This window comes from Facklamia sp. HMSC062C11 (assembly GCF_001810675.1).
Classification (GTDB): domain Bacteria; phylum Bacillota; class Bacilli; order Lactobacillales; family Aerococcaceae; genus Facklamia; species Facklamia hominis.
In genome coordinates this window covers 92,474-109,061 of sequence record NZ_KV802416.1, presented here as the reverse complement: position 1 = coordinate 109,061, position 16,588 = coordinate 92,474, and the positions used below count along the sequence as shown (strand labels likewise).

The following is a 16,588-nucleotide window of genomic DNA, read 5'->3' as shown; positions in this document are numbered from 1 at the left end:
GTCATATTTGCAATGTAGATTTATTAAATGTTATAATAAATCCATATTATAAATAGGAGGAAAATTTTATGACTGAAGAAAAAATTATTGTTAAAGATCAAAATCCAGTCTATACGCAATCAACGAATGCTTATCGCCGAGCCGGAGATAATATTTCTTGGGGAGCAATTCTAGCCGGAGTGGTAACCTTCATTGGATTGTTAATTGTATTCTCGATGTTAAGTATGGCTCTTGGCCTTGGATTTGTGAATCCTACCGCAGCAGATCCTTTTGCGGGTATGGCATCAAGCCAAGCTATTCTATGGGTAGTTGCCTTGGTGGTATCTTTCTTATTAGCTGGCTTTGTAGCTGGATTATCAGCGCGTCGTCTCGGAAGTATCCATGGATTCTTAACTTGGGCAGCTAGTCTGATTGGAGTACTTGCATTAACAACCTGGGCGGGTACATCCTTATTCGGTGTAGCTACAGACGTTGTGGGTAGCGTTGCTGAAGGAACAGGTTCAGCAATTTCGACAGCTGTTGAAGGAACGGGTTCAGCGATTAGTGATGCTGTGACCGCCCTTGCCGATCAAGTTGATTTCGATAATGTTGAAACAGACAAATTACAAGCTTCAATGAAGGATATTTTAGAAGATACGGATATTGAAGAATTACAGCCAGAATATTTACAAAATGCTTTAAATGACTCTGTAGAGGAAGTTAAGGCAGCAGCTAAGAGCATCCTTATGGATTCAGACCAAGCAAATGTAGAGTCAACGCTTCGTGATTTGTCAGATAGCCTACAATCTCGTGCTGAAGACATTGTTGGTGCAGTGGATGAAGACGCCTTAACCAATGCTGTTGAAAAGAATTCAGATTTATCGAAAAAAGAAGCTGAAAAAGCCGTTGAGAGTATCCAAGAATCTTATGAAAAAGCTGCGGTTGAAGCAAAAAATCAAATTGATAAGTTAACTGAAGAGATTAATCGTTTAGCCGATGAATTACCTGAAAAGGTTGAAGATGCTAAAGAAACCGCTCAAGAAGTAACCGATACAGCTTCTAAGGGAACTTACTATACTGTAGCAGCGACTGTTGCTGGAGCTTTACTAGCCTTAGTTGGTGGATCGTTAGGTACAAAAGCAGCAGAAAGAGAAGATCGTTAATTTTCAAATTGAATTTAAATGGAGTATTGAAGCATGGGAGCATTGCTCTCATGCTTTTTTGAATACAGAAAAACAGCCACCTGACATTAGGGGGCTGTTTTGAGATCAGTTAGTCATTCGCAGGCTGAACCTTATACATACGGTATTGTTCGTAACCAATAATGATCCGGTAATAACCTGAAATTTGTTGATCGACCTTGGGATCGCCAGTATAGACGATTAGAGGTTTACCTTGAATGGAATTTAGCTTGCCAACGGTTGATAGAATGGTAATTTGATCTTTACTTAATAATTCCAATACTTTATTGGATAATTGTTGATTGCCTCGACCGAATAGATAGCCTTGTCCCCCCATCGGTGTTACAACAAGATGAACTTGATCGGCTTTATGAATGGCATCAACCATTTCTTGCTCATTGACATCACGAGCAATCAATTTTTTATTCTGGACAAGATCGACACCTAACATTGTTCCGTCCAAGTTTAATTCTTCCAAAATGCGGTAGCAAGTTGAACCGGATCCGATAATATATAGAACGTCGTCTTTCATAAGATCAATAAATTGTAGGGCTGCGGAAGTTTGAGCACCTTCGTCGGATTGAGGTGTAGGAGATTTAGTGCTTTGTAGGTGGCTATCATCATAAGGGACTTTTAAATAGCCATAAACAGCAATCACAATCTCATCACGACGGAAGGCATTCTCTTCAATATCAATGACTTCCTCTTCTTTAAGAGGTAAGCTAGCTTCTTTTAAATAAGCGAGTGCGAGTTCACCAGCTGCTTCTGGTGTTTTGGCATAGACACCCGAATGGATCTTTACACCAGCAGGGATACCGATAGCTGGAATCGAGAATTCAATATATTTTGTAACGTCTCGGGCAGTCCCATCTCCACCAGAAAATAGAATTAAATCAAGATCTAATTTTTTAAATTGTTCCAGTGTTTGATAAGAATCTTCGGGTTGGCTGTCTCCTTGATAATGGTGAATGACCTCATAGTTTAAGCCTAAATTTTCTAGTTGGTTTTCCCCCATATCACCAGCGGCTGTGTAGAAGATAACCTGGTCTTTGATAGCTAGGAATTTTTCTAAGGCTTTTCCAGCTTTAAGCGGACTTTCTGGGCGAGCTCCTCGTTTACGTGCTTCTTCGAGAACATCGCGTCCATCGGTACCTTTAAGACCGACTTTGCCACCCATTCCGGCTACTGGATTGATTAATAGACCAATTTTTTTCATGGTAAAACCCCTTTCTAATACAATGATAGTTTACCATAAGCTATATAATTATGCTCGTATTAAAACGTAACGAGTTAACTTGAATTGATGGTCTATAGGGAACTTGATATAATAGATACGTTAGAAAAAGGAGGGATTTGATGCGTGATCAAAAAGAATTATTAGAAGAATTAAAAGAATTCGTTGTTGAAATGGAAGATGACGATATTATTGAAACCGCTAAGGAATATGTCGAAGGAGGCTACGATGTCAATGAGGGGGTTGATGCCTTAGTTGATGGAATGACTGAGGTCGGACAACTCTTTGCGGAAGAAGAATACTATGTGACAGACGTCTTGATTTCGGCGGATGCGATGAATAATGCCATGGAAGTTTTTGAGCCCTTATTGATGGACCAAAAGAAAGAGGGTTCAAGCTTAGGGAAAATAGTTATTTCAACGGTTAAAGGTGATACACATGATATTGGCAAGAATTTAGTGGCTACGATGCTTGAAGTAGGGGGATTTGAGATTATTGATCTAGGTCGAGATACTCCCTCACAAGAGATCATTGATAAAGCAGTTGAAGTGGATGCTGATATTATTGCTTTGTCTGCATTGATGACAACGACAATGACTGAAATGAAAAATTTGATCGATTTATTAAAGGACCAAGGACTCAGAGATCGTTTTAAAGTAATGATCGGTGGCGGGGCAGTGACAGCTTCATATGCGGATGAGATTGGCGCGGATGCTTACTCTAAGGATGCCAATGAAGCGGTCATTGTTGCTAAGCAAATTTTAGGACATCAGTCCTAGTCTAATAAAGGGAAATTACCATGTATGATGATAAGGAGGCGCTAGTATCGCCTTTGGATATTACTTATCCTCAAGTCTTCGATCAAAAAGGGGTCTATGATTCCGTTGAAAATGTAATTGCTATGGCTAATAAATATCAGGCGTATTATCAACGTAACTATTATACTTTACCTTTTGATCACATGCTGGAATTTAATAAATTCCGTCGGCAGATCGATAATAGCCAAGTTATACTTGAAGCGGTGAGCCAACTACAAGGGCCGATCGTATTTAATGTGACAAGTCCTTTGACGGTTTTTTACGAAGTAGTTAAGCCTAAGGCTTTTCGCCAAATGATGAAGCAGCCTTTTCCTCAGGAATACATTGAATGGTGGCAATTTCTTTTACGTGAACTTGATCAACGACAGGCCGCAGTGATTTCTTATGCAGATCCAACCTTTGTGGTCGAATTAGTTGGGCCTAAACGATTTAAAAACCAATATGCTCCGGTCAATTTAGCTGTTTTACAAGCCTTTCTTAAGGGCGATTTTCAAGCTTGTCTCCACTTGCATGCTAAATTGTTAGAAGGTTTGGAAGCTTGTGATTTGATTGCGGAAAAAGAATGTTTCCGATTTGAAGGAGATTTAGTCACGGAACTGTTGAAACACCGAGGTCAAATTGTCTGTCAAAGCCATATCAATGAATTAACAATAATAAAGAGAGTAGTGATTGAATGAATCCAAAGCAAAGACGAATTGCCTTATTTGAGAAAGAACCGATCGATCGGATGCCGGTCTATCTGTTCCATGGAACTTATGGAGCTAAGATTACAAATCAAAGTTATCGTGCTTCTGAAGCTTCTGCAGAAGGAATTGCTAAAAAGGAGATCGAATGTTTTAATCGTTATCATTGTGATAACATCTCGGTTAATTTTGGCCTGCAATCAATGGGGCGTGCCTTAGGTGCTCAATTGGATTTTCATGAAGAAACCTCTCCAACGGTAGAGGTATTCCCTTTAGAAGCGATTGATCAAGTTGATCAGCTCGATTTTTCACCACTATCTTTGGAGCGAACAGATTTTATTCAAATGCATTTAAAAGCGATTGAAGCCATTCAGAAAGGGATTAATGACCAGGCGGTGGTGGACTATGAATTGACGGGGCCTTTAACGGCAGCGTCCTCTATCTATGCTCCAGAAAAACTATTGAAAGCGACGCGCAAGAATAAAGAACAGGTTCATTCTTTATTAGATAAAACAACGCTGGCTTTAGAAAGATTGATTGAAGAGATGGCGGTGGCAAATCCCGATTTAGGGTTTTCGATAACAGATCCTGTTTCTTCAGGGGACTTAATTTCCCCACGTCAGTATAAAGAGTTTACTCTACCTTATTTGAAACGCTTGGTTGATAAAATCCATCAACTAGGGCAGACGGTTACGCTCCATATCTGTGGCAATGCCCTTAAAAATATTCCTTATATTATTGAAGCTGGGGTAGATATTTTTTCAATTGATCAAAAAGTGTCTTTACTAGAAGCTGCGGAGTTAGCTGGTGATCAGTTAATTATCGCTGGTCATGTGAATCCGATTGAATGCTTCTTTAGAGGAACCCCTGACCAGGTAAGACAGGCAGTTGAAGAATGTTTTGAACAGATGCAACAGACGAATACACCATTTATTATTGCACCTGGATGCTCGGTACCTTATGGGACACCTGAGGCAAATGTTTCAGCCTATATGGAAGCTGCGTTAACAGGGGCAGAAAGGTTGGGGCAACATGGATAAAATGACACCAAAGGAAAGACAAATAGCCCTAAAATCTGGCTTAGAAGTAGATCGATTACCCATTACTTTTTCTCATGAGGGTTATGCAACAAAAATTGCAGGCATGTCTTATCGAGAAGGATTCAATTCCCCAGAAAAAGCCGCGGCTAAAGAGATTGCAGTCTATAATCGCTTTGGGGTAGATGGGGTGTCAGTGTCCTATACTTCGATAAACTTTGCCATTCGTCACCGTTCTAAGATTCAATCTCCCCATGATGCACCAGCTGCATTAGAAGAAGCAGCATTAAAGAAGGCTGATCAGGTTGATCAACTCGATCTAGAGCGGACTAGCTTTCGTCGAGATGTGGCTCAAAGAACGAATCGGGGAGCTTTAGAGATATTATTGGATCAGTTAGGGGATCAGGTGATTCCAACCTACTCAATTTCAGCACCGTTTACACTAGCATCGGGTGTTTTAGCTGCCGATCAGATGCTCCGTGCTACCCGCAAAGATCCTGAAAATTTACATAAGTTATTGCAGTTTACCGTAGATTCCATCAAACAAATAATTGATCAAGTGGCGGATTTAAAGGAATTGAACTATTTCTTATATGACCCTGTGGCTTCAGGATCTTTAATTAGCCCCAAAATTTATCGGGATTTTGTTGTGCCTTATTCTAAGCAGGTAGTTGACTACATTAAGGCTTTGCCACATGACCACTGGGTGGGAATGCATATTTGCGGGAATACCAGTCATTCTCTAGAGTTAATTGCGGAGTCAGGGATTGATGGGTTTTCGTTGGATCAGGAAGTCGACTTGGCTCTGGCTAAGGAGAAGATTGGAGATCGTGTGACAATTATAGGAAATGTAGACCCAGTTAAGGTCTTTTTACAGGGCGACGAGCAGACAATGCGTCAGGCGGTTCGTGATAATTTTCAGGCGGCTTATGATAGTCCGTCTGGGTACATGATTCGTTCAGGCTGTCAAGTTCCATACGCAACACCGATTGAACAGGTGGATGTATTTATGGATGAATCCATAAAACAAGCGACTCTTGCTGCCGATAAATTATTTAGAGGAGGCCATTAATGACACCATTAGAACGTAAAGCCGCTTTTTTAGCAGGTCAAGAGTTGGACCACCCTCCTTTAACCTTATTCCATCCTCAGTTTGCTGCTCAAATAATGGGTTTACCTTATATCTTATCCTATAAGGATCCTGAAACCTTGGCCAGACGTGAGATCAATATGTACCGTAGTTTTGGGGTGGATGAAGTTAATGTAATGTATGTTTCTTTGAAATTGAACTCCGCACGGCTTATGCACAAGCTAAAGGATGTGAGTCTTTTCGATGGGAGTGTCTATGATTACGATTTAGACCGCCAGCAACAAATTAATCATCAAGCCCTAGAAGTGATACATGCTGAAATTGGGCAGGAAGTGTGTTTAAACTATGGTCTGGCGGGGCCATTAACTCTAGCGAGGTCAGTCATGCCTATCGAGGAAATTCTTAAAGGGATGCGTAAAAAGCCTGAACTTGTTCATCAACTTTTAGGTGAAATTACCTTAGTTCTAAAAAGAATGGTCGATCGATTTGCAGATATTCCAAATCTTACTTACTTTATTTATGATCCGGTGGCATCGGGGGATTTGATTTCACCAAAAAATTATCAAGAATTCGCCTTGCCTTATGAAAAAGAATTAGTTCAGCATATTAACCAATACACCAGGGATGTGGCACTTCATATCTGTGGAGATACGTCCAAGGAACTTTCTTTAATGGCTGATACAGGGGTAGCAGCTTTGTCACTCGATCAAGTGGTGGATTTAGCGTTTGCCAAAGAACAAGTAGGTGATCGGGTCATTTTGATGGGGAATGTAGATCCGGTTAAAGTGTTATTGCAAGGGAACCCTGATCAGGTAGCCCAGGCTGTTCGCAATTGTTACGAAAAGGCAGGAGACTCACCTAAAGGTTTTATTCTAAGGTCTGGTTGTGGTGTACCTTATGCCACCCCTAAAGCGAATATCCAAGCCTTTATGGAAGCCGGCCGTGCTTTATTATCGTAAAGTATTAGTCAGTCGTTAAAGGGTATTTAAATGAAGATATAATAGAAAGGCTTAGCAGCTTGTCGAAAGTTACTAAGCTTTTAGGAAGTGCAAAAGTTTTTAAAATCACACCTTCTTAGGCGGTGGGGAATCATATTGACCGCGATATAGTTATAGATTTTTTTTGAGTGCCAAAATGAATGCCAATTAGTCAATTATTAGGGTTTATAGGGAAAAGTAAAAATACAAAAAAGGCTTTCTATCAAGGTTTAACAGATGATAGAAAGCCTTAAAAGTTATTATATGGAGACTAGGGGGCTCGAACCCCTGACCTCATCGCTGCCAGCGATGCGCTCTCCCAGCTGAGCTAAGCCCCCTTAGGAACAACATATATAGGATATCATATTATTCTTAATAAGGGAAGCCTAATAAATTAATATTGATTTATATAATTAAGAGATAACCCCTAAGCCTCTTTTATGAAGCTTAGGGGGTTAATTTAGCTTGAGTCTGATATAGCTAGTACTTATCTCTATTTTTTACGCATGGTCTTACGGATATCCAAGGCAACGGCGGCAACAATGACAATCCCTTGGAAAACATTAGTCATTTCTGGCGTAATTCCTAGGAATTGTAAGCAGGTTTTTAAGAGTTCAAAGACGAGAACCCCAATTAGTATACCAGTTACAGATCCAACCCCACCTGCGGTTGATACACCACCGATGGTAGCTGCAGCAATAGCTTCGAGCTCGTAACCAGTACCTGCGGTGACTGCAGCAGAACCAGTTTTCGCGGTTAATAGAAAGCCTGCTAAGGCATATAGCAGCCCAGCAAGGCAGTAGATCGTTAATTTAGATCGACTAGTATTCACACCGGATACTTCGGCTGCTAATTCATTACCCCCGATGGCATACATTTGTTTGCCATAAACTGTGTATCGATAGAGTATGTACATGAAAATACCCATGGTGAGTGCAATAAAGGTAAGATAGGGTATTTGTATCTCACCAACACGGAATCCTAAGGCACCAAATTTAGTGAAGTCCTGATTTAAAGAACCAATCGGAGCATTCTTTGAGAGAATCATATTTAAACCATAAATGGCAATTTGAGTTCCCAGGGTTGCAATAAAGGGTGGAACGTAAAGTTTGGAAATTACTAAACCGTTGATGCAACCAAAGAAAAGTCCTACTGCTAAAGCGGCTAAAAGAGCGACAATAATGGGTGAGCCAGCAATGGCAGGGTACATAATTCCTGAGCTAGCATCGGGTCTTTGTAAGAAAACAGCAGTGACAACGGCTGTTATTCCAACAATCCGTCCAGCAGATAGGTCGGTCCCACGTGTAATAAGGGGGCCTGAAATACCTAGTGCAATGATGAAACGGACAGAAACATTGGCAAGGATATTTTTTAAATTATGAAAGCTTAAAAAGTTATTAGCTGAATAAGCAGTATAGATGACCATCAAAATAATTACCATTATTAAGGCATTTTCGATCATCCAATCCATAAAACTTCGTTTAGGTTTGATGACATTTTTAACTTTTTCAGTCATAGGGTCTCCTCCTTTATTTTTGGATGAATTTAGTGGCTAAATCCATGACTTTTTCTTGATCGGCTTCTTCTTTCGTTAAGTAGCCAGAAATCTTTCCTTCACACATGACCATGATTCGATCTGAAAGCCCCAAGATTTCACTCATCTCAGAGGAAATTAGAATAATGGACTTTCCTTGACTCGCAAGGCGGTTAATTATTTCGTAAATTTCATACTTAGCCCCTACGTCGATCCCTCGGGTTGGTTCATCCATAATGAAAATCTCAGGATTCGTAGCTAACCAACGAGCGAGAATCACCTTTTGTTGATTACCACCCGATAAATTCTCGATTCGAGTTAAGGCTGAAGGGGTCTTAATTTTCATTGATTGAACACCTTGATCAACGACTTTTTTAATTTCATGTTCACTTAAAAGACCGATTTTTTTAAGATATTGTTGTAATGAAGCGATCGCAGTATTATCTGATACAGATAATACACCGAAAATACCGGTTTTGCGACGATCTTCAGTGACGAAAGCAAAACCGTTTTTAATGGCTTCTTTGGGATTGTGAATACTAATTTCTTTACCGTGTACAAAAATTTTTCCATTCTCTTGTACCTGGCGTAAGCCAAAGAGTGCTTCCATTAATTCCGATCGTTGGGCACCCACTAGGCCTGCGACTCCAAGGATTTCTCCTTTGTGAAGTTCAAAACTGCAGTCTTTGAAGGATTTATCACTAATCGAAGTATAATTTTCAACTTTTAGAATAACATCTTCACTTGGTTTAAAGTTTTTAGAAGGAAATTGTTGGGTCAGCTCACGACCGACCATATTTTTAATAATTTCATGAATGGTTATATTTTTAGAATCATAGGTTCCAACATATTGGCCATCACGCATAATCGTAATTTCGTCAGATATTTCGAGAATTTCATCCATTTTATGAGAAATATAAATAATACCTAAACCTTTTTCTTTGAGTTGACGAATAATTCGGAATAAATTGCGTACTTCAGATTCTGTGAGTGAAGATGTGGGTTCATCCATAATTAGAATCTTGGCATCATGAGAGATAGCTTTGGCGATTTCGACAGACTGTTGTTGTGAAATAGTAAGATCCCCTAGACGGGTCTTAGGTGATACATTGAGTTGAATCATATCGAGGTATTTTTGCGTTTCTTCATTCATTCGGTGATGATCAACTAGAAGTCCTTTTTTAGGATAATCGCCTAAGAAGATATTCTCTGCAATCGTCATGTCTGGTATGGGTTGTAATTCTTGATGGATCATCGCAATTCCATGGTCTAACGCTTCTTTTGGCGTTGAAAAATTTATTTCTTCCCCATCATAAAGTACTTGCCCGTTATCCCGATGATAGATCCCATATAGGCATTTCATTAGTGTAGATTTTCCAGCACCATTTTCTCCCATCAGTGCGTGAACAGTCCCTCTTTTAATGGTTAGCTGAGCTTTGTTAAGGGCTTTAACTCCTGGAAATAACTTATCAATTTCTTTCATTTCAAGCAGAGGAGCTTCGTTCATTTTATCACTTCCTTTACATTAAAAAGGGCTTCTTCTCTTTTAGGAAAAGAAGCCGATTTTGTTTACTTAAGCTTGCTTATTCGCCATAGGTTGTTTTAAGGCGTTCTTTATATTGATCAATTGTTTCTTCACGATAGTCTAAGCGTTTTAATTCTGCGTCTTCTGCCTTGGTTGCTTTGACATAGTCGTGCCAGTAGTAAGGAGCTACTTCTTCACCTTGAAGTAATTTAACAGCAACTTCAGCAGCTGTATGTGATTGGTTGAAGTGGTCGTTTAGGACAGTTCCTGTAAATTCGCCTTTACTGATCAATTCAACGACTTCAGGTAAAGCATCAACCCCAACAATATAGATATCTTTATTGACTGTTCGACCAGCCCCATTGATAGCTTGGATAGCACCTAGAGCCATACCGTCGTTATTGGAGAAAATAACTTCTAGATCATCGCCATATTGACTTAAAGCGTTAGCAGCGATTTCTTGACCCTTAGCTTGGTCCCAATTACCTCGTTGAGGTTCGCCGAGAATTTCAGTCTTGATGGTTTTGTCTAAAGTCTCAACGGAATATTTGGTCCGTTGTTCAGCGTCAACGTTTCCAGCATCCCCTTGAATCATGATATATTTAACGACGCCATCTCCGTTAACATCTCCATGATTTTCTAAGTCAGCAATAATTTCTCCTTGATAAACACCAGATTGACGAGCATCCACACCTACATAAGTTGTTTTACCTGGCCATAGTTCCATGGTTTCGATGGAAGGTTCACGGTTAATTAAGACAACGGGGATATCCGCACTTTGTGCAGAGAGAACGATTTGGTCAGCTCCTGTTGGATCGACAAGGTTAGCGATTAACAAGTCTTTCCCTTGAGCAATAAAATTATTCAATTGTTCAGTTTGCGTTGCTTGGTCATTCTTACCATCTTGGAACTCAAGATTATAAGTATTACCGTCTTTTTCACCGAGTTCCTTAAAATATTTTTCAAGTTCATTCCGGAAAAGGGTCATAAAGTTGTCATTATATTGGTAGATGGCAACCCCAATTTCATAGGTTTGACCTTCTGCGTGAACCGGAGTGATTCTACCTAAGCCCACCAAGGAAGACAGTAAAATTAGAGCGACAGCGGCAAATTTGAAGATTTTTTTCATGCAAATACCTCCTGTTTGTTTTGATGACTATATTATAGAAAGCCTTTACAAAAAAGTCAATACTAACTTAAAATTTTTAGCTAATATATCGATCTATATCTTTATAATAGAAGCATATAAAATTAGCTATTAGAGGGTTTTTAAATTATAATACAACTATATAATAAGATGGAGGGACCTAATGATTAAGATATATGGAATTGACCATTGCTCCAGCACTCAAAAGATTGCTAAGTTAATGAAGGAACATGGCTTTGAACTAACGGATATTAAGGACATTCATCAAGAAACACCTAGTGTTAAAGAATTAAGGATAGCCTTTCATTCGATGGGTGAACAACCACGCAAGTTACTAAATACGTCTGGTCAACTTTATCGGTCCATTGGATTGAAGGATAAGGTCGATCAAATGACAGCGGATGAACTGTTTGATTTATTGCATCAAGAAGGTATGTTGATTAAACGCCCATTTTTAACGGATGGCAAGCGAGCATCTACTGGGACGTCTTTAAAAGACTTAAGTCGTATCTGGGAATTTGATCAAAAAAAATAACAGGTTGGCTAAGGTTAGCCAACCTGTCTTCTTTATTTACGAACTTTTTTCTTGGGAACAATGAGTGTCGCTTCAGAATAAGTGAATTGGTCATCTTTATGGTAGAGACCATTCCAGTTTTCTTTGAAGACATTGCTATTATTGCGTTTGGTTTTTAGTAATAAGTCGAATGCTGTCATCTTTATCCCCCTAATCAGTGTTATTGCTCATTGATTGCATTTTAACATGATTCAAGTAGTTGATCTTGAAAAAGGAGTAAGAGTTTTGAGGGGATATCATGAGTAAGAGATCTTAATTGCTTAATTTACTCTCATCAATCTTAGTTGGCTTTAAAAAAGTCGTCAGAACTTATTTAAAGAGGTTCATTAAAAAGTCGAGTAAATAGGTGGTGCCATAGGCATAGCAAGCGAGCGATATAGGCTTTCCAAGTAAAAGAGTCCAATTAAAATAACTGCTGGACATATTCGTTAAGCCTGCTCCATAGCATAATAGGTCTGCTGGTGCAAAGGGAGCAAACATTAATAGTGAGAAAATAACTTTGCCGATATTCCTGCGTTCAAAGAGATCCAGCATATGATCATAGGATTTCTTACCGATAATGGCTCGGACAGTGGGACGACCATAGATGCGAGAAATCCAAAAGTTAATGACAGATCCTAAATAGATAGGTAGAAGGTTATAAACCATTCCCCAAATAGGACCAAAAGCAAGGATTCCGATAGGAATAGTTATTGCACCCGGCATAATAGGAATTACTGTTTGTGCTACTTGAATCAGCATGAAAACGATGGGCCCCCATATGCCAAGCTGATTGATATAGGCCAACATTTTATCTTTATCAAGAAAGAGGCCACTTTTGAAGCCATAAATAACTAAGACTAGGGTTAAAAGGATGCCAATGATATTTAACCAGTTCATCAGGGTTTGAATTTTTTTCTCTCTATCTGTTGTCATACCATCACCTCTTTCTTCTATAATAACAGAAGGGATCAAACTGGCAATTACTTTAATTAAAAGTCACAAAAAAACCACACATTTCCACACAGAAATGAGAAAAGTTCTTAAATATCGGCCTAACAATCAATTAAAGGAGCTAAATGATTGTAAATTCTTCAGTAAACCGTTCAAAATCAAAATAAGATGAGAATTATTAAAAAGCAAGGGAAGCGGTTGCTATCACGATTGACTTAGGGTTATGATAGAGATTAAATAGGGCATGCTGATCTTAAAGGGGGGCTTCCATGTTAACTTATCAAATACCGGGTAGAGATACGATCGAATTGAACTACCTAGTTTTAGATTTTAATGGAACGGTCGCTATTGACGGTCAATTGATTGAAGGCGTTAAGGAGCGACTTATTGCGCTTTCCAAACATATTAAGCTTTACATTGCTACCGCAGATACCCATGGGAATGTTCGCCAGGCTTGCCAAGATATTCCTGTTCAAATTCATACCTTTAAGTCACAAGCAGCAGCTAAGGAGAAATTGAAATTAATCTCACAATTAGGCCAAGACCGCTGTGTGTGTATGGGCAATGGCTACAATGATTTATTGATGATTCAAGCTGCAAAGTTGTCAATTGCTGTCATGGAGGAGGAAGGCTTATATAGCCAGTGCCTTTTACATGCTGATTTAGTGGTGAAGTCGATTTTAGATGGATTGGATCTATTATTAAAAGAAGATCGTCTTCGTGCAAGCCTACGTGCGTAAAACTGAGCAGTTATATCTAATGGCTTAGACTAAATATTTCGAATGTAACTTATAGAGGAACTTTGAGGAGAGTAACTATGAACAAAAAAACCATCGCTCATGCCTTTAAGGCGAGTTTACCAATTATGGTTTCTTATATTGCCCTAGGCTTAGGTGTAGGGATTATGATGCAGGCGAAGGGCTATAACTGGATTTGGTCTGTATACATTGCAGTAGTCGTTTATTCAGGTTCTATGCAATTTATGGCTCCAGTACTTTTATCAACAGAAGCAGGTTTTATTTCGACTGCTTTACTCACTTTGATGGTTAATTTTCGTTTGCTTTTCTATGGGATTAGCCAACTTAATCGATATAAAAGTAAGGGCTGGCGACGTTTCATTTTGATATTTTGTCTATCGGACGAGACTTTCTCGATTAATTGTACAGATGATTTCCCTCCGGGAGTCGAAGCGGAAGATTACTATCTACTTACTAGTCTGTTTGACTATGGTGCATGGATTATTGGATCGATCCTTGGACATGTGGTGGGGGATTTAATGCCATTTTCGACGGAAGGAATTGATTTTGCGCTGACGGCCTTGTTCTTAGTCATTGTGATTAATCACTGGGAGTCTACGACTAATCATATTCCAGCTTTACTAGGCTTTGCATTTTCGATAATTTATATGCTGATTCTTGGACCTAGTAATTTTCTACTCCCAGCGATGATATCGGCAGTAGGAGTCTTATTGTATGAGAATAAACGTAGAGGAGGTCGACCAGAATATGTTTAGTTGGCATGCCTTTATTTTAGTTTTGATCATGGGAGTCGTCACAGCGGGAATTCGTTTTGCCCCCTTTATTGTTTTTAAGAAGAAGACACCACTTTGGGTGATTTATCTAGGTCAAGTTTTTCCCTATGCGATCATGGCCATTCTATTTGTTTACTCGATTAAGGATATTCAGTTTGTTTCTCATCAAGGCTTAGCTGTGTTGCTCGCATCAATTAGTGTGATCTTGCTGCATAAATGGAAACATTCGACTATTCTTTCGATTCTAGGTGGGACAGTTATTTATATGATCCTTATTCAAACTATTTTGGCTTAAGCTGATTCAATCTAGATTATCAATTTTTCGATAATTATTAGAATAATAGGATTGACAGATACTTGCTTAGTAGACCTTCAACGTACACAAAATAATTAGCTAGATTCATTCATTGATAAAACGGCTGCAACTGTTTAGTTATAGCCGTTTTTTTGCATCTACTAATAAGCTTAATTCTAGGCAAAAAATAGAGTAAATCTAAATAAAAGGCATGAAAAGGTTTCAGAAAGCGCTATTTTATAATCTTAATCTAATTTAAAACTATAGAAATAGTTTTCTTTTTTGTGTATTATAACAATAACGAAGCTAAAACGTTATCATTTCATTTACTTTTTACCAATCGGAGTCGCCTTTATAAAAGAAAATGAGAGGACTAAAATATATTTTTTAGATATAGTTGACAGCGTTTTCAGTTTCTGTTACACTATCATTACCAATCGCAGAAGTGGGGGGAGAAATTAAAAAGTTCGTTGTTGATAGATTAATTAAGGAGGAATGAAAATAATGAAGAAGCAACTTAGAAAAGTTTTTGTTACATTTGTTGCAGCCCTAACCGTAGGGTCCGCTGTAGCGCCACTCGCTACTTCTTTTGCTCAAGAACCAGAGTTAGTTCCAGAATATAAGGCAACCTATGCGGTTGACCCAACCACTCTCGACTATACATTCTCAATGCGTGATATTAATACTATGCACGCAATCAACTTTATTGATGGTTTGTATGAAAACGACCAATATGGAAATTATATTCCAGCAGTAGCTGAATCGCATGAGGTTTCAGAAGATGGATTAACTTATACTTATAAGATTCGTCAAGGTGTTAAATGGTCAGATAACAATGGTAATGAATGGGGTGAAGTAACCGCTCACGACTTTGTGACAGGACTACAACACGCAGCAGATGCTCAATCTGAAATGTTACCAATCGTTCAAAATTCGATTGCTGGTTTAGATGATTATGTAAATGGTAAGATTACTGACTTTGCTGAAGTAGGGGTTAAAGCAGTGGATGATTATACATTGCAATATACTTTGACTAGACCAGAACCTTACTTTAACTCTAAAACAACTTATGGTATTTTATATCCAATTAATCAAGAATTCCTAGATTCAGCTGGTGAAAGCTTTGGTTCTTTATCACCAGACTCGATTCTATATAATGGACCATTCTTACTATCAAACTTTACTGCTAAGTCAATTATCGAATATACTAAGAACCCTAATTATTGGGATCCAGACAATGTCTTCCTAGACACTGTATCCTTTACATACAATGATGGTTCAGATAGTGAAGTGTTCTACCGTCTATTTGAAGATGGTGCTGTATCCTTCTTTGGTGTAGATCCAACCTTACCAATTTATGACGAAATTAAAGAAAAGTATGATGGACAAATCACAACTTCTCAAATACAAGGTTCTACATTCATGCTTCAGTTCAATATGGACCGGATGAAACACGAAGCAACAGGTAAGACAGATGAAGCTCAACATGAAGCAACGCATAAAGCAATCTTAAATAAGAAATTCCGTCAAGCTTTAATGTTTGGTTTTGACCGTGTTACTTATCTATCTCAACAACAAGGGGCAGAATTTGCGGCTAATGTTGTTCGGAATACCTTAGTTCCACCTGCTTATGTTAACTTAGATCAAGAAACATTCGGTGAAGCAGTTTTACGTCACTTACAAGAAATGGACCCAGAATTATATGGTGATGTAAGTCTTGAAGATGGACAAGATGGCTTCTTCAATAAAGAAAAAGCTCAAAAATTGATGGCGGAAGCTAAAGAAGAATTAGAAGCTGAAGGCGTTCAATTCCCAATTCAATTAGATTTACCAGTTAACGAAACAAATGCAAGTTTTGTAAATATGGCTAAATCACTTAAAGCTTGCTATGAAGATGTATTTGGTGAAGATGTAGTTGTAAATCCAGTTCTATTGAACTTAGATTCTTATCTTGCAGCTACTTTCAATGCAACCGTTGCAGAAGAAGTTGATTATGACTTTACTAATGAATCAGGTTGGATTCCTGACTACTTAGACCCATCTACCTTCT

Annotated in this window: 17 protein-coding genes and 1 tRNA gene; 11 read left to right on the top strand and 7 right to left on the bottom strand. The window is 38.7% G+C overall.

Going from position 1 to position 16,588, the window contains the following annotated elements; all coding sequences use genetic code 11:
- Nucleotides 1-68: 68 nt before the first annotated feature.
- Nucleotides 69-1,142, top strand: a complete 1,074-nt coding sequence (locus HMPREF2758_RS08240) for an MFS transporter (protein WP_070610049.1) — start codon at nt 69-71, stop codon at nt 1,140-1,142.
- A gap of 109 nt (nt 1,143-1,251) precedes the next feature.
- On the opposite strand, the gene HMPREF2758_RS08235 is transcribed toward HMPREF2758_RS08240, so the two are convergent.
- A complete protein-coding gene (locus HMPREF2758_RS08235; RefSeq protein WP_070610047.1) occupies nt 1,252-2,376 on the bottom strand; it encodes an ATP-NAD kinase family protein in 1,125 nt (374 codons plus the stop codon).
- 140 nt (nt 2,377-2,516) lie between these two features.
- On the opposite strand from HMPREF2758_RS08235, the gene HMPREF2758_RS08230 reads away from it, so the two are divergent.
- The 5 genes from HMPREF2758_RS08230 to HMPREF2758_RS08210 are packed head-to-tail and all read left to right on the top strand — an operon-like array spanning nt 2,517 to nt 6,981.
- Nucleotides 2,517-3,173: a cobalamin B12-binding domain-containing protein gene (locus HMPREF2758_RS08230; protein WP_006908048.1), complete on the top strand. Its 657-nt coding sequence runs from the start codon at nt 2,517-2,519 to the stop codon at nt 3,171-3,173.
- A 20-nt stretch (nt 3,174-3,193) separates the two neighbouring features.
- A complete protein-coding gene (locus HMPREF2758_RS08225) occupies nt 3,194-3,889 on the top strand; it encodes a uroporphyrinogen decarboxylase/cobalamine-independent methonine synthase family protein (protein WP_070610045.1) in 696 nt (231 codons plus the stop codon).
- On the top strand, nt 3,886-4,935 hold the full coding sequence (locus HMPREF2758_RS08220; RefSeq protein ID WP_070610044.1) for a uroporphyrinogen decarboxylase family protein: 1,050 nt from the start codon (nt 3,886-3,888) through the stop codon (nt 4,933-4,935). Before HMPREF2758_RS08225 ends, HMPREF2758_RS08220 begins: the two co-directional genes overlap by 4 nt.
- A complete protein-coding gene (locus HMPREF2758_RS08215; RefSeq protein ID WP_070610042.1) occupies nt 4,928-6,004 on the top strand; it encodes a uroporphyrinogen decarboxylase family protein in 1,077 nt (358 codons plus the stop codon). Before HMPREF2758_RS08220 ends, HMPREF2758_RS08215 begins: the two co-directional genes overlap by 8 nt.
- Nucleotides 6,004-6,981, top strand: coding sequence for a uroporphyrinogen decarboxylase family protein (locus HMPREF2758_RS08210; RefSeq protein WP_070610040.1), 978 nt, complete (start codon nt 6,004-6,006; stop codon nt 6,979-6,981). Before HMPREF2758_RS08215 ends, HMPREF2758_RS08210 begins: the two co-directional genes overlap by 1 nt.
- Before the next feature lie 283 nt (nt 6,982-7,264).
- On the opposite strand, the gene HMPREF2758_RS08205 is transcribed toward HMPREF2758_RS08210, so the two are convergent.
- The 4 genes from HMPREF2758_RS08205 to HMPREF2758_RS08190 form a co-directional block, all read right to left on the bottom strand.
- A tRNA-Ala gene (locus tag HMPREF2758_RS08205) sits at nt 7,265-7,337 on the bottom strand.
- A gap of 155 nt (nt 7,338-7,492) precedes the next feature.
- Nucleotides 7,493-8,515, bottom strand: coding sequence for an ABC transporter permease subunit (locus HMPREF2758_RS08200; protein ID WP_070610038.1), 1,023 nt, complete (start codon nt 8,513-8,515; stop codon nt 7,493-7,495).
- Between the two features lie 13 nt (nt 8,516-8,528).
- Complete coding sequence (locus HMPREF2758_RS08195) at nt 8,529-10,040, bottom strand: sugar ABC transporter ATP-binding protein (protein ID WP_070610036.1); 1,512 nt, start codon at nt 10,038-10,040, stop codon at nt 8,529-8,531.
- Nucleotides 10,041-10,116: 76 nt separating this feature from the next.
- Nucleotides 10,117-11,187 (bottom strand): galactose ABC transporter substrate-binding protein, encoded by a 1,071-nt coding sequence (locus HMPREF2758_RS08190; protein WP_070610034.1) that lies wholly within the window; start codon nt 11,185-11,187, stop codon nt 10,117-10,119.
- A gap of 181 nt (nt 11,188-11,368) precedes the next feature.
- Here HMPREF2758_RS08190 and HMPREF2758_RS08185 point away from each other — a divergent pair, with 181 nt between their 5' ends.
- Nucleotides 11,369-11,740: an ArsC/Spx/MgsR family protein gene (locus HMPREF2758_RS08185; protein WP_070610032.1), complete on the top strand. Its 372-nt coding sequence runs from the start codon at nt 11,369-11,371 to the stop codon at nt 11,738-11,740.
- 32 nt (nt 11,741-11,772) lie between these two features.
- On the opposite strand, the gene HMPREF2758_RS08940 is transcribed toward HMPREF2758_RS08185, so the two are convergent.
- Both HMPREF2758_RS08940 and HMPREF2758_RS08180 read right to left on the bottom strand, forming a co-directional pair.
- Nucleotides 11,773-11,919: a hypothetical protein gene (locus tag HMPREF2758_RS08940; RefSeq protein WP_006908039.1), complete on the bottom strand. Its 147-nt coding sequence runs from the start codon at nt 11,917-11,919 to the stop codon at nt 11,773-11,775.
- A gap of 169 nt (nt 11,920-12,088) precedes the next feature.
- Nucleotides 12,089-12,694 (bottom strand): TVP38/TMEM64 family protein, encoded by a 606-nt coding sequence (locus HMPREF2758_RS08180; RefSeq protein ID WP_070610030.1) that lies wholly within the window; start codon nt 12,692-12,694, stop codon nt 12,089-12,091.
- A 287-nt stretch (nt 12,695-12,981) separates the two neighbouring features.
- On the opposite strand from HMPREF2758_RS08180, the gene HMPREF2758_RS08175 reads away from it, so the two are divergent.
- The 4 genes from HMPREF2758_RS08175 to HMPREF2758_RS08160 all read left to right on the top strand — a co-directional run.
- Nucleotides 12,982-13,452 carry an HAD family hydrolase gene (locus tag HMPREF2758_RS08175; protein ID WP_070610027.1) on the top strand — a complete coding sequence of 157 codons (471 nt, stop codon included), beginning with the start codon at nt 12,982-12,984 and terminating at the stop codon, nt 13,450-13,452.
- Between the two features lie 77 nt (nt 13,453-13,529).
- Nucleotides 13,530-14,225 carry an AzlC family ABC transporter permease gene (locus tag HMPREF2758_RS08170; protein ID WP_070610025.1) on the top strand — a complete coding sequence of 232 codons (696 nt, stop codon included), beginning with the start codon at nt 13,530-13,532 and terminating at the stop codon, nt 14,223-14,225.
- Nucleotides 14,218-14,538 (top strand): branched-chain amino acid transporter permease, encoded by a 321-nt coding sequence (locus HMPREF2758_RS08165; RefSeq protein WP_070610023.1) that lies wholly within the window; start codon nt 14,218-14,220, stop codon nt 14,536-14,538. Before HMPREF2758_RS08170 ends, HMPREF2758_RS08165 begins: the two co-directional genes overlap by 8 nt.
- Nucleotides 14,539-15,042: 504 nt before the next feature.
- On the top strand, nt 15,043-16,588 hold a 1,546-nt coding region (locus HMPREF2758_RS08160), incomplete at its 3' end, for a peptide ABC transporter substrate-binding protein (RefSeq protein WP_070610021.1).

Bases quoted from the DNA above. Each gene is read 5' to 3' on its own strand.
- HMPREF2758_RS08200 (WP_070610038.1), bottom strand. From the start codon at position 8,515: ATGACTGAAAAAGTTAAAAATGTCATCAAACCTAAACGAAGTTTTATG.
- HMPREF2758_RS08185 (WP_070610032.1), top strand. From the start codon at position 11,369: ATGATTAAGATATATGGAATTGACCATTGCTCCAGCACTCAAAAGATT.
- HMPREF2758_RS08175 (WP_070610027.1), top strand. From the start codon at position 12,982: ATGTTAACTTATCAAATACCGGGTAGAGATACGATCGAATTGAACTAC.
- HMPREF2758_RS08210 (WP_070610040.1), top strand. From the start codon at position 6,004: ATGACACCATTAGAACGTAAAGCCGCTTTTTTAGCAGGTCAAGAGTTG.
- HMPREF2758_RS08230 (WP_006908048.1), top strand. From the start codon at position 2,517: ATGCGTGATCAAAAAGAATTATTAGAAGAATTAAAAGAATTCGTTGTT.
- HMPREF2758_RS08165 (WP_070610023.1), top strand. From the start codon at position 14,218: ATGTTTAGTTGGCATGCCTTTATTTTAGTTTTGATCATGGGAGTCGTC.
- HMPREF2758_RS08190 (WP_070610034.1), bottom strand. From the start codon at position 11,187: ATGAAAAAAATCTTCAAATTTGCCGCTGTCGCTCTAATTTTACTGTCT.
- HMPREF2758_RS08180 (WP_070610030.1), bottom strand. From the start codon at position 12,694: ATGACAACAGATAGAGAGAAAAAAATTCAAACCCTGATGAACTGGTTA.
- HMPREF2758_RS08220 (WP_070610044.1), top strand. From the start codon at position 3,886: ATGAATCCAAAGCAAAGACGAATTGCCTTATTTGAGAAAGAACCGATC.
- HMPREF2758_RS08225 (WP_070610045.1), top strand. From the start codon at position 3,194: ATGTATGATGATAAGGAGGCGCTAGTATCGCCTTTGGATATTACTTAT.
- HMPREF2758_RS08240 (WP_070610049.1), top strand. From the start codon at position 69: ATGACTGAAGAAAAAATTATTGTTAAAGATCAAAATCCAGTCTATACG.
- HMPREF2758_RS08195 (WP_070610036.1), bottom strand. From the start codon at position 10,040: ATGAACGAAGCTCCTCTGCTTGAAATGAAAGAAATTGATAAGTTATTT.
- HMPREF2758_RS08215 (WP_070610042.1), top strand. From the start codon at position 4,928: ATGGATAAAATGACACCAAAGGAAAGACAAATAGCCCTAAAATCTGGC.
- HMPREF2758_RS08170 (WP_070610025.1), top strand. From the start codon at position 13,530: ATGAACAAAAAAACCATCGCTCATGCCTTTAAGGCGAGTTTACCAATT.
- HMPREF2758_RS08235 (WP_070610047.1), bottom strand. From the start codon at position 2,376: ATGAAAAAAATTGGTCTATTAATCAATCCAGTAGCCGGAATGGGTGGC.
- HMPREF2758_RS08940 (WP_006908039.1), bottom strand. From the start codon at position 11,919: ATGACAGCATTCGACTTATTACTAAAAACCAAACGCAATAATAGCAAT.